At 54.2% G+C, this 13,312-nt stretch carries 16 protein-coding genes; 8 read left to right on the top strand and 8 right to left on the bottom strand.

Annotated elements, in window-relative coordinates; all coding sequences use genetic code 11:
- Window positions 1-9: 9 nt before the first annotated feature.
- From PPL01S_RS09840 to PPL01S_RS09810, 8 genes are all read right to left on the bottom strand, one after another.
- Complete coding sequence (locus tag PPL01S_RS09840; RefSeq protein WP_081833306.1) at window positions 10-867, bottom strand: virulence-associated V antigen; 858 nt, start codon at window positions 865-867, stop codon at window positions 10-12.
- 7 nt (window positions 868-874) lie between these two features.
- Window positions 875-1,159, bottom strand: a complete 285-nt coding sequence (locus tag PPL01S_RS09835; protein ID WP_016394478.1) for a hypothetical protein — start codon at window positions 1,157-1,159, stop codon at window positions 875-877.
- Window positions 1,160-1,209: 50 nt separating this feature from the next.
- Complete coding sequence (locus PPL01S_RS24615) at window positions 1,210-1,626, bottom strand: LcrR family type III secretion system chaperone (RefSeq protein ID WP_081833307.1); 417 nt, start codon at window positions 1,624-1,626, stop codon at window positions 1,210-1,212.
- A gap of 89 nt (window positions 1,627-1,715) precedes the next feature.
- Window positions 1,716-3,011: a hypothetical protein gene (locus tag PPL01S_RS09830; RefSeq protein ID WP_016394480.1), complete on the bottom strand. Its 1,296-nt coding sequence runs from the start codon at window positions 3,009-3,011 to the stop codon at window positions 1,716-1,718.
- A gap of 112 nt (window positions 3,012-3,123) precedes the next feature.
- Window positions 3,124-5,244, bottom strand: a complete 2,121-nt coding sequence (sctV, locus tag PPL01S_RS09825; RefSeq protein WP_016394481.1) for a type III secretion system export apparatus subunit SctV — start codon at window positions 5,242-5,244, stop codon at window positions 3,124-3,126.
- Window positions 5,228-5,569, bottom strand: coding sequence for a type III secretion apparatus assembly chaperone SctY (gene sctY / locus PPL01S_RS09820; RefSeq protein WP_016394482.1), 342 nt, complete (start codon window positions 5,567-5,569; stop codon window positions 5,228-5,230). Before sctY ends, sctV begins: the two co-directional genes overlap by 17 nt.
- Window positions 5,570-5,573: 4 nt before the next feature.
- A complete protein-coding gene (gene sctX / locus PPL01S_RS09815; RefSeq protein WP_162176854.1) occupies window positions 5,574-5,897 on the bottom strand; it encodes a type III secretion apparatus assembly protein SctX in 324 nt (107 codons plus the stop codon).
- A 94-nt stretch (window positions 5,898-5,991) separates the two neighbouring features.
- Window positions 5,992-6,603, bottom strand: a complete 612-nt coding sequence (locus tag PPL01S_RS09810) for a TyeA family type III secretion system gatekeeper subunit (RefSeq protein WP_016394484.1) — start codon at window positions 6,601-6,603, stop codon at window positions 5,992-5,994.
- 246 nt (window positions 6,604-6,849) lie between these two features.
- Between PPL01S_RS09810 and sctN the strand changes: the two genes are divergently transcribed.
- The 8 genes from sctN to sctU are packed head-to-tail and all read left to right on the top strand — an operon-like array spanning window position 6,850 to window position 13,304.
- Window positions 6,850-8,175: a type III secretion system ATPase SctN gene (gene sctN, locus PPL01S_RS09805; protein ID WP_028625655.1), complete on the top strand. Its 1,326-nt coding sequence runs from the start codon at window positions 6,850-6,852 to the stop codon at window positions 8,173-8,175.
- On the top strand, window positions 8,166-8,636 hold the full coding sequence (gene sctO / locus PPL01S_RS24610; RefSeq protein ID WP_016394486.1) for a type III secretion system stalk subunit SctO: 471 nt from the start codon (window positions 8,166-8,168) through the stop codon (window positions 8,634-8,636). Before sctN ends, sctO begins: the two co-directional genes overlap by 10 nt.
- A complete protein-coding gene (locus tag PPL01S_RS24605; protein ID WP_081833308.1) occupies window positions 8,633-9,637 on the top strand; it encodes a type III secretion system needle length determinant in 1,005 nt (334 codons plus the stop codon). Before sctO ends, PPL01S_RS24605 begins: the two co-directional genes overlap by 4 nt.
- Complete coding sequence (gene sctQ / locus PPL01S_RS09790) at window positions 9,634-10,557, top strand: type III secretion system cytoplasmic ring protein SctQ (RefSeq protein WP_016394488.1); 924 nt, start codon at window positions 9,634-9,636, stop codon at window positions 10,555-10,557. The genes PPL01S_RS24605 and sctQ overlap by 4 nt, the downstream gene beginning before the upstream one ends.
- Window positions 10,554-11,213, top strand: coding sequence for a type III secretion system export apparatus subunit SctR (gene sctR / locus PPL01S_RS09785; RefSeq protein WP_016394489.1), 660 nt, complete (start codon window positions 10,554-10,556; stop codon window positions 11,211-11,213). Before sctQ ends, sctR begins: the two co-directional genes overlap by 4 nt.
- Window positions 11,210-11,476: a type III secretion system export apparatus subunit SctS gene (gene sctS / locus PPL01S_RS09780; protein ID WP_016394490.1), complete on the top strand. Its 267-nt coding sequence runs from the start codon at window positions 11,210-11,212 to the stop codon at window positions 11,474-11,476. The genes sctR and sctS overlap by 4 nt, the downstream gene beginning before the upstream one ends.
- On the top strand, window positions 11,473-12,261 hold the full coding sequence (sctT, locus tag PPL01S_RS09775) for a type III secretion system export apparatus subunit SctT (protein ID WP_016394491.1): 789 nt from the start codon (window positions 11,473-11,475) through the stop codon (window positions 12,259-12,261). The genes sctS and sctT overlap by 4 nt, the downstream gene beginning before the upstream one ends.
- On the top strand, window positions 12,258-13,304 hold the full coding sequence (sctU, locus tag PPL01S_RS09770) for a type III secretion system export apparatus subunit SctU (RefSeq protein ID WP_016394492.1): 1,047 nt from the start codon (window positions 12,258-12,260) through the stop codon (window positions 13,302-13,304). The genes sctT and sctU overlap by 4 nt, the downstream gene beginning before the upstream one ends.
- Window positions 13,305-13,312 lie beyond the last annotated feature (8 nt).

Genomic DNA, 13,312 nt, shown 5'->3' with positions numbered 1-13,312 from the left:
CCTCCCGTGCTACCCTAAAGCGGTTTTCAGCAACTTATCAAACTTATCAACTATCCTGCTAAAGGCATCTATCACGGCATTATAACGAGCGTTTTTCTCATTTAGTTGCGCTGATTTTTCATTCACACTATCCCCCAGAGGCCGGGAGCGATCTGCAAGCGTTGTAGAAAAATTCTGGAGCGGATTATTATCCTTTTCGTAAGCATAGCTGTTTTGCAAGTTACTCAGTTTGCCCGTCTCCTTTGGCCCACCCTCAAGAAACTCTCTGATGCTCATGCCCTCGCGGGAATGCGTATCCAGCTTTTCTAAAAAGACGCGCTCCTTTGAACCGGCCCACTGTTCAGCGCTGGTATAACCATACAACTTGTAATCCATCAGGTTCACGCCAGATGCCGAAATATCAAACGCTTCTTTTTTGGCAAGCGCGGCACTGACTTGCGACTGAATAACGCTATAGATTTTCAACTCTACCGACAGGCTCTTTAATTCGTCACTTTGACTATTTTTTTTTGCGGCCTGCCCCTGAAGGATTTCAGTGAACCCCGCAATAATCATGACATCAAGCCGCTGCGATGGCAGGTGCATGAACAACTCACCAACTTCTAAGGCTTTTCCGGCCTGCCCCTGAATTGCCTTGCGGATTGCCTGCACATTTTCGTCTGGCGAGCCACCCTCACTGCCACCATCACTCAGCAGCGCTACAAATATTTTTTCGGCCTGCTTAGCGGTCAACCTGTGCCCATCCAGCACTAGTTCAACCTTGTTTTCGTGCAAGCTCTTCAGCAGTCTCGCCACCGCATCCGGCGACACTTCTGATTCCTGCACCGAACCTAGACGATTTACTCCAACCTCTTCGATCCTTGCCATGACGACCTCACACCAGAATTCTGCGCATGCCAAGTGAGCAACTAAAACCTGGAGGAAGCTCACCACTGAACACGTACTCACTCCACAGGCGATTTACCGACTGCAAAAGCTCTTGTTCCGCCGCTGGCGTCAAGGCAGCGGTAATACCCTGTCGCACATGGGCGATCTCCGCCCAAGATAGCCCTAAGCGTTCCTGCAATTCGGTGATCCGCTGATCCTGCATGTCACTGCATTCGATCGCGCGCACCGCCAACATCAGGTTGTAGCTGTTTGTATTAGCGTAATTGTTCATGTTTCGACACCGACGCGTGACAACAAGACTTGTGTTGACGGCAACGAGGGTTATCGTTTTCTCATCACCCGCAATGAAACGACCTGGCTGACATCCAGCTCAAACCAACCGGGAGAGACTTCCGCAGCGCCCGTCCAACGTCGATAGAAATGCGCCAACCTGGCTGCTCGCAAGGGACTACCCGCCAACACATCGACATTGCCATATAACGTCGCTCCCGGCCCCAAGGTTGACAGTACCGCGTTGGCCAGCAGGTAAAGTGCAGCGAACGGATTAGCCAGCCCATCCCGCTTGTCGGCACGTCGTACCATGACAATCCATACCCGCAGACCGTCGCAGCGCCAGGAAACCCGACACCCCAAATGCGTGAACTGCCAACCTAACTGAAACGTTGTTTCAGCCCAAAAAGCAGGTGAAACTTCATAACCCTGAGCAGCCAACCAATCCTTTATCAAACCCGCGCTCATTGCTTCAACAGCATTGCCAAGAAATACTTATCAAACGGTCTCAAATTACGCCGCCTCGCGCAAAATAATGAATATAAACCTTGAGCCAATCAAACAAACTCATTAGCACTTGACACGCCTTCCTTTGCCAGTGCGAACTCGCTTTCGTAAGTAAGCGGCGCAGCGACCGAGACTAGGTTGTCAGCACTAAAGCGCAATGCAAAGCGAGCATTGAAGCGGCTATTTTCACCTTCCGTCAGCACCATCTCCGGCCCTTCTTTCTCACCTCGATCCAGCCAGGCATGCTTAATACAATCCGCGTCATAATTGAAATCCAGGCGAATACTGCCGTCCTTCTCTTTGGCGATTGAATAGAATGAATTCCCGGAAGGGACATGCCTCACATCACCCCCATCGGGCAGGCGTAAATGAAGGGAGCCCCCCTGCATTGCTCGAATCACGGGAGCCAATGCCCCTTGATTGGCATATCGACTGATCAAAGCACTTAGTTCTCGATTGCCGGTCAGGGCATGCAACGCATCGGCAGCGGCCGCAGGATCACGGTTGTAAACCTGCCCAGCGATGTTCAGTTCAGTCCGATTCCAATCGTTAGCTGCCTGGATAGAAATGCCCGAAGGCTCCAAATCTCCGGCGACAGGCTCCAGTAGTTCTTTAGTGAACGCCGACTGAGCCTCAGGGGACAACGTTACTGCGGCAGGAGAAGGATGCTGCAAACGCCACTCCTTGACGGCTGGGTGGTTTCGATTCTCGATAAGGTAAGACGCAACCTCTGGGTTATCTCTTATTACCGCCTCAAATTTCTTGCCTACCCATTGCCCGAGTGGGGAGCTATGCACTTCACCCGACGATTCATTGTAATTTCGGTCAAACGCCTGCTGCAGCGCGGCATGAAGACCATCGGAAAACGCTTTAAGTACCGCTACATCCTTGTAGCTAGCGACAAAGCCCTGCTGATCATCCAGTGCCGCCGCATAGAAGTCGCCATAATGCTTTACCAGGAACGCCGCGCTTTCTTCCTCCCACAGCGGCACTGCCTGCGAAAATACGCGGCCCTCGCCTACATTGATAATCAAACGTCGGCTCTGCGTCGCGATGTCAATTTTTTCCTCGAAGTTCCCTGCGTATTTTTTCTCACAATTACCTTTCAGGAAGTCGAACGCCTGTTCCTTTTCATCGCTCACTCCGTGAAAGAACGTGTAAAGCTCGGTCAACGCCCGGCGCTGAACCCCCCCACCAAACCAATCCTTGATGGATTCCCAGCAGGTCATCTCAGTCGCCTGCTCAAGGCTGGTGGCATTCTTGCTGCGTTCGATATCGACTGCACTAAAGCGCACATCATCAAAAATCAAAGAGTGCCTTGGGACAACAAGGGCTGGTTCTATCACTTCTTCACCTCTACTTTGACTGCTTTTGACTGCTACCTCACCTTAATAGTAGATACTGGCCAAGCGCTATCAAAATCAGCCGCTTTTCTTAATCCAATGGAGCGAAGTTCAGCTAGTCACACGACAGCCGACCCAAGGGCTGAATATTAATCTGCGGTGTCAATTCTTGATAAGAAAGCACCGGCAAATTGTAATGATCGCCTTCTATCAGCTTCCTTACATACCGACGAATATCCATGGAGACCACCAGGACCGGGCGGACCTGCATCGTGGTGATATCACCCACCATTTGACGAAGCCTCTGCAGGAATGCCTCTGTAATAGCGGGGTCCAACGCAAGGTAACTGCCCGCACTAGTCTGACGGATACCGCTGCGAATCTGCTCCTCGACCTCTTGATCCAGCAAGTAGGCGGGCAACATATTGTTACCGCTGGAATATTTGTAACAGATGTAACGTTTAAGATTGCTTCTGATGTACTCAGTCAACTGAACGACATCTTTCTCTTTCTGCCCCCACTCCACCATCGCCTCCAGAATGGCACGCATATTACGGATCGATATGTCTTCACTGACCAGACGCTGCAACACCTCCGTCATCCGCTGCAGCGGCATGATGCGTTGCGCCTCCTTTACCAGCTCCGAATAGCTGTGCTCCATTTGCTCAAGCAGGTAGCGTGTTTCCTGAATACCAATGAAGTCCGCGGCGTACTCACGCAGGACATGAGCAAGGTGCCAAGCCAACACTTGATCCATCCCCATGCAACTGCAAGAAGATCGCTCAAGCCGCTCTTTGTGCTCCGTCCCCACCCATAGCGTGGGCTGCCCAGGCAGCACAGGCTCCCCTTGCTCATAGGGCACGCCCATCAAATCAAGCTGCGATGCGCGCTCTTGAACCAGCCAACAATCAGGTCGCAATCGCCCCCTTGCAACCGGCACTTCTTGCAATTGAATAATGTAACGGCCCTCGCCCAGCTCACCATTGAAGCGCAAGCTGATACCGGGAAATGGCACGCCAAAATCCAAATACAGCGCCCGACGCACCCTGGCCAATTCGGTGTTCAACGACAATGACTCCAGCCCCGACTGCAAACTCGCATCCACATCGATCAGCAGGGGGACGGTCATGGCAAAGCCTTCCTTCTCCGCCACCGAAGCGGACTTGTCATTGCCCACCCTGGCCTTAGGCTTGACCTCCGGCGCACCCGCTCCTCGCGCCAGCAAGGCAGGCAAGCCGCCAGAAGGAGGCACCGCCGCCGACCGACGCTTAAGATAGATCGCCGCCGCCCCGCCGCCGCCCACAACCACGGCCAGCAGTAAAAAGGTCAACACGGGAAACCCCGGAATCATTGCAAAGACCATGAGCAATGCACCACCAATCAGCAGCGCCTTGGGTTGAGCCATCACTTGCTCACCTATATCGGCACCCAGGTCGTTGTTGCTGCTCGAAGCATCTCGGCTGACGATGATCCCTGCGGTGATCGCGATGAGCAATGCGGGAACCTGCGCAACCATGCCGTCACCGATGGTGAGAACCGAATAGAGCTGCAAAGCCGACGAAGCACTCATCCCACCTTGGAGCATCCCGATGGTGATCCCCCCCAGGATATTGACGACAATAATGATCAAACCCGCGATGGCATCGCCCTTGACGAACTTCATCGCGCCATCCATCGCCCCAAACATCTGGCTCTCTTTTTCGACCAGCGCACGCCGCTCACGCGCCTCGTTCACGTCGATCACGCCAGCACGCATATCCCCATCAATACTCATCTGCTTGCCTGGCATGGCATCCAGGGAGAAACGCGCGCCCACTTCGGCAATCCGCTCAGCCCCTTTGGTGATGACGAGAAACTGAACAATCGTAATGATCAGAAAGATGACAAACCCCACCACCAGGTTGCCGCCTACCACGAAGTTTCCGAACGTCTGGACGATGTCTCCCGCATCGGCCTCCAGCAAGATCATTCGCGTCGTGCTGACCGACAAGGCCAGCCTGAACAACGTCATGACCAGCAAGACGGCAGGAAACACGGAAAACTGTAAAGGAGAACTGATATAGATGGACATCATCAACAACACGACCGACACCGTGATGTTGATCGCAATCAGAATGTCAAGAAGGAAGGCCGGCAAGGGCAGTACCATCATGAACACCACGGCCAACAACAAAATGGCCAACATGATGTCCTTGCGCGCCGCGACCAGGCGCAGCACATCAAAGAGCGTATTCATCGGCATCCTGGTTATTCAAATAATGCTGGAATGCCTCTTGCGCTTCTTCCAATCGACCCGCCAACTGGCGGGCACGACCAATGCACAACCACAAAGCCCTTGGCTGCTCACCTGCAGCGAGCAACTCGTCACAGGCCCGCTCAGCCGATACACCTTCCCCCAGCTCAAGCAATGCCAGCATACGTATGCGCCGACCGGCAGGGTGCCCGGGACTTGCCAACAGCAACGCATCCGCCAGTGTCCGGGCACGCTCAGCCTGGCCGCATTGCAGCTGCAACCATGACAGCAATAACAACATATTTCGTTGCTCCTCACTGAGCGTCATCAGGTCATACCTTATGCAAAAGATGCTTGATCATGCCCATCAACTTGCCTGCTTCTTCCATCTCTTGAAGCTGCTGCGAAGCGGCGACGCCTTCGGCGATACCCGACGCCCCCAACGAGCTCAGCAATCCACTGAACACGCGGCAAAAAATGGGAGGCGGAAAAAAGGGCTCGAACAATGCTTGATCAGGTCGGACAAAATCGAACATTTTTTGCTCAACCCCATTCGCGGGATAGAGGCTTTCAATTTGCCCCTCCATCGCACCGTCGTCCGGCGGCAACAAATAGCGCTCCGACAGCACTACCGAGTCAACTTGATGGACCGCCACCTTGGGAGCCCTGACCCAACGCCCCCTGAACCGTGACGATGACTGCTCAATCCGACTCACGAGCCGAATACCTGTTGGTCAGCCACATTTCCTCCTACCCGACATAGTGCGCCTCGTTAACCACACGGTTTTCCTGTTCCGCACCAATCGCCCGATCCAGGGCCGACTGACACGCCGCCAGCAGTATCAGTCGCTGCTCATCATTACGAAATAGAACCAGGGGGGCGCGGCGAATAGACTGGGTTATTGCTTGATAAAATTGGGCCTTACCCACAGCACTTCTCACCCCCAAAAAACGCTCCAAACGCTGCACATCATCCACCTCAGCACCGCGCATGCCACACAACGCAATAAACTGCCCCATCATTTCAGTAACTTCAGCGGCGCCCACCACTGCCTCCCCACGAAGTCCACGCAACAACAAATCGACTTGCTCACGCACACCCAGCAAAGCCCGCAATTGCGCCATTTCCTTTATCACCCAACCAAACCTGACACGATCGACGCATACACCTTGGACTTCTAAATCAGCCCCCAGGGCTTTGAGGGCGACACCAACGACCTGCTCAAGCTCCGCATGAGGAAACTGCCCGCTAATACGCCGCCACAGCGAAGCCAAGTCTGCGCAGCCCCTGATCGCCTGATGAGAGTTAGCAGCCACACCGGAACCCTGCGAGCGCTCCTTATCACCCACACCAGCAGCCATCCACCCCTCCGTTAATGCGCACTCATGAAATATCCACACCATGCCTGCACATGCTAATTAGCCGCCGCCCAACAAACCCTGCGCAATCATCGCCATGTTACGTGATGCCAGGCATACCCCCGGCAACGATCGGTCGCATATTTTTATATTGAACACCGAATCACTAAAAACTTGAGACCAACTCTGCTACCCACCCCTTATCCCTACTGCTGATAATTCCACTATCCCCCCACGAACCAGCGAATCATGCATGAGCTAGCGGATATTACCGGCGATCTCCAGCGCGCCATTGACAAGGCCCGCCTCATTCAGGTTCGCGGGAAAGTGATACAGGCCACTGGCACCTTGCTAAAAGCCGTGATCCCCGGCGTACACATCGGTGAGCTCTGTCAACTGAACTCACCCAGCCAAACCCAGCCCTTACTGGCGGAGGTCATCGGCTTTCAACAACACCAGGCCTTGCTGACACCGCTCGGTGAAATACTTGGGCTGTCTTCCGACACCGAAGTCAGGCCTACGGGCGGACCACTTCAGGTCGCGGTGGGCGATCACCTGCTTGGCAAGGTCCTCAACGGTTTAGGGCTCCCCCTAGACGGCCAGCACTCTCACGTGCCTTCAGTCTGGTACCCGGTTTACCGGGACGCCCCCCCCCCTTTGAGCCGAAAGATGATCGTGCAGCCCATTTCGCTGGGCGTCAGAGCTATCGATGGCCTGCTGACCTGCGGTGAAGGCCAGCGTTTGGGCATATTCGCCGCTGCCGGCGGCGGTAAAAGCACGCTGCTGGCCACGCTCATGCGTAATGCAAATGCGGATGTCATCGTCCTGGGGCTTATTGGCGAACGTGGCCGGGAAGTTCGCGAGTTCATCGAGCATGACCTCGGCGAGGCGGGCCTTCGTCGATCGGTGGTGGTAGTTGCGACCTCTGATCGCCCTGCGATGGAGCGCGCCAAAGCAAGCTTCGTTGCCACAACTATTGCCGAATATTTTCGCGATCAGGGCAAGCGCGTTTTGCTACTGATCGACTCCGTCACCCGCTTTGCTCGTGCTCAACGCGAAATTGGACTTGCAGCCGGGGAACCCCCGACCCGCCGAGGCTACCCGCCATCGGTTTATGCCCAGCTTCCGCGCCTGATGGAAAGAGCCGGTCAATCGGACAAAGGCTCCATCACCGCGCTCTACACCGTTTTGGCGGAGGATGAGGAGATGACCGATCCAATTGCCGAAGAAACCCGCTCCATTCTTGACGGACACATTGTCTTGTCCCATGCATTGGCTGCGGCCAATCACTACCCGGCCATCGACGTTCTGCGATCAGTAAGCCGAGTAATGAACAATATTGTGTCGAAAGAGCACCGCGCAGCCGCAGGCCAGGTACGCCAATGGCTGGCTAAGTACGCGGAGATGGAGTTGCTGATAAACATAGGGGAATACAAGCAGGGTCAAGACCCTGCAGCCGACCGCGCCGTCGAGAAGCGCGAAGCCATTCATCAGTGGCTGCGCCAAGGTACGCATGAGGCGTGTGACCTGACGCAAAGTGTTGAACAACTCACATCATTAAGCCAATGCGCCTGAATCGGTTACTCACCCTAAAGGTTTCGCGAGTTGAACAAAGCAAGCGAAACGCGTCCCTCCACACGTCACGCCTGCACATGGCCCAGGCGACACTTGCACAAAGCAGGCAGCAGCACCGGCAATACCAGCAATGGCGCCGTGATGAACAGTATCGCCTGTTTGAACGCTACAAAGGCCAGGTGCTCGATGGCAGGCAACTCGAGCAATGGAAGCATGCCAATGCAGCGCTGCGGGAAAAAGAAGCTCGCCTTGCACGGACGGTGATTGAGCACGCGCAAGCAGTGACTGCCGCACAAGAGGCACTGTTCGCCTGCGAACAACAACTAAAAAGCGACCAGCTCCAAGTCGAAAAATTTACCCGCCTCAACCTTCTACTAATCGCAAAAAAACACAAGGTTTTTGAATATCGCGAAGAGGAGGAGCTTGATGAGTTCCGCCGCCCGGAGGTCCCGTCTGAATGAAACTATCCCCAGTAACTTCGCGCTCATCGGGTGTGCCCGTCTCACCCACTGAGCCACTCGATCATGCAGCTAAAAGCGAGTTCGAGCGCGCGATGGGTACGCAGCAACCCACCCGGCATGATGCGCTGCAGGCGCACCAACACCTATTGCACACAGCGCTGGGGGCAAAGAAACCAGCTATCCCTACTCGCGAACGCGAAGGCCTGCAAAAGAAGAATACCGACGACGCGAACCCGACCTCTTGCTCTCAGCAAGAGATTACGCTGCAGCAACCAATGCCCCACACCGGTCAGCCCGCCCAAGGCCATGAGAAAACGCTTGGCCCGCTGACTCAAAAGTACAATGACAACCGCCGGGGCGCGGAGCAACTACCGACTGCAATACCCTCTGGCCGCGAGCGCGCAAAGGCCAATCTAAAAATGGCAACTGATGTACCGGGCGATAGCAGCCCCCGTCCACACGTGGGTGGAGCGAGCGACACTAGATCAAACGTTGAATTGCTACATCATCCTGCAGGTAACAAAGCGGATGCATGTTTGCCCCCCAGGGACACGCGTCGTACTTCCCCCCTCCAAGACGAATTCGCCTTGCCCATCAACACCGTTCAAACGCCCGGCGACAAGCTGCTTTCCACATTGCAAGGGACCGCGGCCCCTCAGGCCGTGGCACGGGACCTGACGCAACTGATAGAAACGCTACAGGTCCATCTTCAGAGCCGTTCATCTTCAGGTAACACCACCGTCCTGCACATAACGCTGCCGACGCTGGGCGCTGTGGAAGTGAAACTTGCGCAGGCCGCTGGCCAGCTGCAAATAGACTTCGTCACCAGCACGAGCTCGCTGTTACCGCTACAGCTCGCCCGTGCAGATCTGCTGGAACGTTTGCAGAAACTCAACCCTGAGCACAGTGTCACGTTGCAGTTCTCAGATGCCCAACAGGACAGCAAACATGGCTCACGGCAACGACGACATGTATTCGAAGAGCGTGATGATCTCGCATGAACTCATTAACACTTCCCTACGTTGAACTCATCGAGTTGCAACTGCAGCAGCACCTGAGCCGCTATCGCCGGCATTTTCAGCTAGGTGATCTTGGGGCGTCATTGGCGATTGCAGCGCCAGAAGATGACTTGGACCTTGTGCTCTCCGCCATCTGGCGCGGAATCCCCTTGCGCTTGTTTTGTACACATGCCGCGCTGGCCCGCTGGTTCGCTCATCTTCTTGACGGGGCCGACTTTGCGAGCATTCCCACCCTGCTAAAACTGGCATTGCTGGACCAAGAAGCCGGCCTTTTGCCGGGGCTCACGTTCAACGCCATCGAACCCCATCGCAGCAGCACCTACAGAGCTTATCTCACTGTCACGTTTTCTCGCGGCGATGAGCGGTTGAATCTCTGGCTGGAAGGCAATCCAAGGTCACTCGTAAGGTATTTACCTCAACGACCAATAGAAGACCTCCTGCCTGTAAAACTGTGCGTGTCTCTGCAAACTGCGTCCATACAGGTCACGCAAAGCGAGCTGCGCAGCCTGGAAGGCGGCGATGTTTTTCTCTTGCCCCCTGGCAGCGATCTCGTAAACCTTCATGGCTTTCTGGAAGGCCAGCCGTGGGCCCTCTTCCGACAACACGGAAATCAATTGGAATTACTCACCATGCATGAAGATGCCCCTGTGGAACCTTTCAACAACCTGTCCAACTTCGATCAACTGCCCGTCCCCGTCACTTTCGAGGTAGGTAGAAAAAGCCTGGACTTACAAACCCTTGCAACCCTACAGCCAGGTTCGTTGATCGATCTGGGTACCCCCCTGCAGGGTGAAATACGCATATTGGCCAATCACCGCTACATCGGCACCGGTGAACTGGTAAACATTCAAGACCGGCTAGGGATACGTATCGTGCGACTGATGACGGACGCACCCTCATGATTGATCTTTCCGGCCACCTCGGCCTGATGGTCGGGTTGGCGTTGATGTCGCTATTGCCGTTGATCGCAGTGATGTCCACTTCCTTCATCAAGATGGTCGTGGTGTTTTCGCTGTTGCGTAATGCCCTGGGTGTTCAGCAAATCCCCCCGAACATGGCCATGTATGGCCTGGCGATCATACTGAGCGTGTACGTGATGGCGCCGGTGGGGTTCGCCATGCATGACTATCTTCATCAAAATGACCTGACCCTCACTGACCCCGACTCCGTTACTCGCTTCGTCAATGAAGGCATGGCGCCGTTTCGCGATTTCCTGAAACGCCATATTAACGAGCGCGAGCTGACCTTCTTCCTCGACAGCGCCAAGTCGGTATGGCCACGTGAGTATGCCGACCGTCTCGACCCCGACAGTTTGCTGATTCTCCTGCCCGCCTTTACCGTCAGCGAACTGACCCGCGCCTTCGAAATAGGCTTTCTGATCTACTTACCGTTTATTGCGATCGATCTGATCATCTCGAATATTCTCCTCGCCATGGGCATGATGATGGTTTCGCCGATGACCATATCACTGCCGTTCAAACTTCTGCTTTTCGTAGTGCTGGACGGCTGGGCAAGGCTCACGCACGGATTGATCCTCAGCTACGGGGTCGCACAGTGAACAACGCCGATGTGCTTCACTTCACCAGCCAATGCCTGTGGTTGGTACTGATACTGTCGATGCCTACGGTAATCATCGCTGCAGCCGTGGGCACATTGGTGTCACTCGTTCAGGCACTCACCCAGATTCAGGAGCAAACACTAGGGTTCGTTGCAAAATTGATCGCCGTTGTGGTGACACTGTTCGCCACCGCTGGATGGATTGGCCATGAGCTTCATGCCTTCGGCGAAATGATCATGCAAAAGATCCCGCTGGTACAATGAACATTCAAGACCTGGAGCAATTACTGCTGAGCTACGCCTTGATATTACCACGGCTCCTCACCTGCTTCGTCGTCCTGCCAATATTGGGTAAACAAGTGCTCGGGGGCGCACTGATCCGGAATGGGATCTTGTGCTCGCTAGCACTTTTTATCTATCCGCTTGTAGCCATCAGCCCCCCCGCGAACACTGAGGGCCTTGAGATCGTGCTGTTGATAGGCAAAGAAGCGCTATTAGGCTTAATGATCGGCTTTATCGCCAGTGTTCCATTCTGGGCAACCGAAGCGTGCGGTTTCATCATAGATACTCAACGCGGTGCCGCGATGGCATCGCTTGCGAACCCAATGCTAGGCAACCAATCCAGCCCAACCGGCGTACTGTTGACGCAAACGTTGATCACCCTGTTCTACTCAGGTGGCATGTTTCTGGTACTGCTCGGTGCGCTGTTTGAAAGCTATGCCAGCTGGCCGATTGACACATTCTACCCACGTGTCGGTATGCAATGGGTCGACTTCTTCTATGGCCAAATTAGCCAACTGCTGCAACTCTGCCTCTTGATGGCCGCCCCGCTACTGATTGCAATGTTCCTCGCCGAGTTCGGCTTGGCGTTGGTCAGCCGGTTCGCCCCCTCACTCAATGTGTTCATTCTTGCCATGCCGATCAAGAGCATCATCGCCAGTTTGCTGCTGGTGCTCTATCTCCACACTGTGATGGACGCAGCCTACGACAAACTGTATTTAGCACTTAACCCTGTAGCGCTTCTAGCCCCGATAATCGAACGACCATGAGCGAACAAAAAACCGAAAAACCCACGCAAAAAAAAATTAGAGACGCACGAAAAAGAGGACAAGTAGTCAAAAGCAAGGAAGTTGTTTCAACCTTTCTAATACTCAGCCTGGCAGCGCTACTCACTGGCTACAGCGCATTTTTTCTTGAGCACATGAAAGCTATTCTCCTGCTGCCCGAAAACTTCATCCATCTGCCGTTCATGCAAGCACTGACCTCCATGGCAGAACAACTGCTGATCGAAATGCTCTTGATCAGTCTGCCCATTTTTGGCGTTGCGGCGCTCTCTATCATCGTTGCTCACGTTCTGCAGTTCGGCGTTTTACTCAGTGGTGAGTCGATCAAACCGGACATTAAAAAAATCAACCCCATAGAGGGTGCAAAAAAGATATTTTCCTTAAAGAGCCTTATCGAGTTCTTCAAGTCCATTATCAAAGTGTCGTTGCTTACGACCCTGGTCTGGCTGACGCTCGAAAGTCACCTGAAATCGCTGATGATGCTGGCGACATGCGGCATCGCTTGCGTATCGCCCATCCTGGGTCTGATGCTTCAGCAGATGTTGCTGCTGTGCGCCGGAGGCCTGATCATCATTTCAGCAGCCGACTATGCATTCGAACGCTATCAACACTTGCGGGAATTGCGCATGGGCAAGGATGAGGTCAAACGTGAACACAAAGAAAACGAAGGTAGCCCACAACTGAAACAAAAGCGTCGGCAATTTCATAAAGACTTGCAAAACAATAGCCTGCGCAACGACGTTAAACGTTCATCGGTGATTGTGGTGAACCCCACGCATATTGCCGTGGGCATCCACTACGCACGAGGAGAAACCCCTCTGCCAATTATTACTCTGAAGCAGTCGAACGAGCAGGCATTGGTGGTAAGAAAAATGGCGGAAGAAGAAGGCGTCGCTGTGGTCGAGCGGATTCCGCTGGCCCGCGCACTGTATAAAGACGGGCGACTCGACCAGTATATTCCCAGCGAGCTGATCAAAACTACTGCAGAAGTTCTACGCTGGCTGGAGGAGCAGAACAACCAGACTTGAGCACTGTC

Source organism: Pseudomonas plecoglossicida NBRC 103162 = DSM 15088 (assembly GCF_000730665.1).
GTDB lineage: Bacteria > Pseudomonadota > Gammaproteobacteria > Pseudomonadales > Pseudomonadaceae > Aquipseudomonas > Aquipseudomonas plecoglossicida.
Note: the sequence above shows the minus strand (reverse complement) of the source record. Positions and strands in the feature narration are given on the sequence as shown.

What these genes read in the sequence shown, in the direction of transcription:
- PPL01S_RS09840 (WP_081833306.1), bottom strand. Translation starts at nt 867, where the DNA reads ATGGCAAGGATCGAAGAGGTTGGAGTAAATCGTCTAGGTTCGGTGCAG.
- PPL01S_RS09835 (WP_016394478.1), bottom strand. Translation starts at nt 1,159, where the DNA reads ATGAACAATTACGCTAATACAAACAGCTACAACCTGATGTTGGCGGTG.
- PPL01S_RS24615 (WP_081833307.1), bottom strand. Translation starts at nt 1,626, where the DNA reads ATGAGCGCGGGTTTGATAAAGGATTGGTTGGCTGCTCAGGGTTATGAA.
- sctV (WP_016394481.1), bottom strand. Translation starts at nt 5,244, where the DNA reads ATGAATACGCTCTTTGATGTGCTGCGCCTGGTCGCGGCGCGCAAGGAC.
- sctY (WP_016394482.1), bottom strand. Translation starts at nt 5,569, where the DNA reads ATGACGCTCAGTGAGGAGCAACGAAATATGTTGTTATTGCTGTCATGG.
- PPL01S_RS09810 (WP_016394484.1), bottom strand. Translation starts at nt 6,603, where the DNA reads ATGGCTGCTGGTGTGGGTGATAAGGAGCGCTCGCAGGGTTCCGGTGTG.
- sctN (WP_028625655.1), top strand. Translation starts at nt 6,850, where the DNA reads ATGCATGAGCTAGCGGATATTACCGGCGATCTCCAGCGCGCCATTGAC.
- sctO (WP_016394486.1), top strand. Translation starts at nt 8,166, where the DNA reads ATGCGCCTGAATCGGTTACTCACCCTAAAGGTTTCGCGAGTTGAACAA.
- PPL01S_RS24605 (WP_081833308.1), top strand. Translation starts at nt 8,633, where the DNA reads ATGAAACTATCCCCAGTAACTTCGCGCTCATCGGGTGTGCCCGTCTCA.
- sctQ (WP_016394488.1), top strand. Translation starts at nt 9,634, where the DNA reads ATGAACTCATTAACACTTCCCTACGTTGAACTCATCGAGTTGCAACTG.
- sctR (WP_016394489.1), top strand. Translation starts at nt 10,554, where the DNA reads ATGATTGATCTTTCCGGCCACCTCGGCCTGATGGTCGGGTTGGCGTTG.
- sctT (WP_016394491.1), top strand. Translation starts at nt 11,473, where the DNA reads ATGAACATTCAAGACCTGGAGCAATTACTGCTGAGCTACGCCTTGATA.
- sctU (WP_016394492.1), top strand. Translation starts at nt 12,258, where the DNA reads ATGAGCGAACAAAAAACCGAAAAACCCACGCAAAAAAAAATTAGAGAC.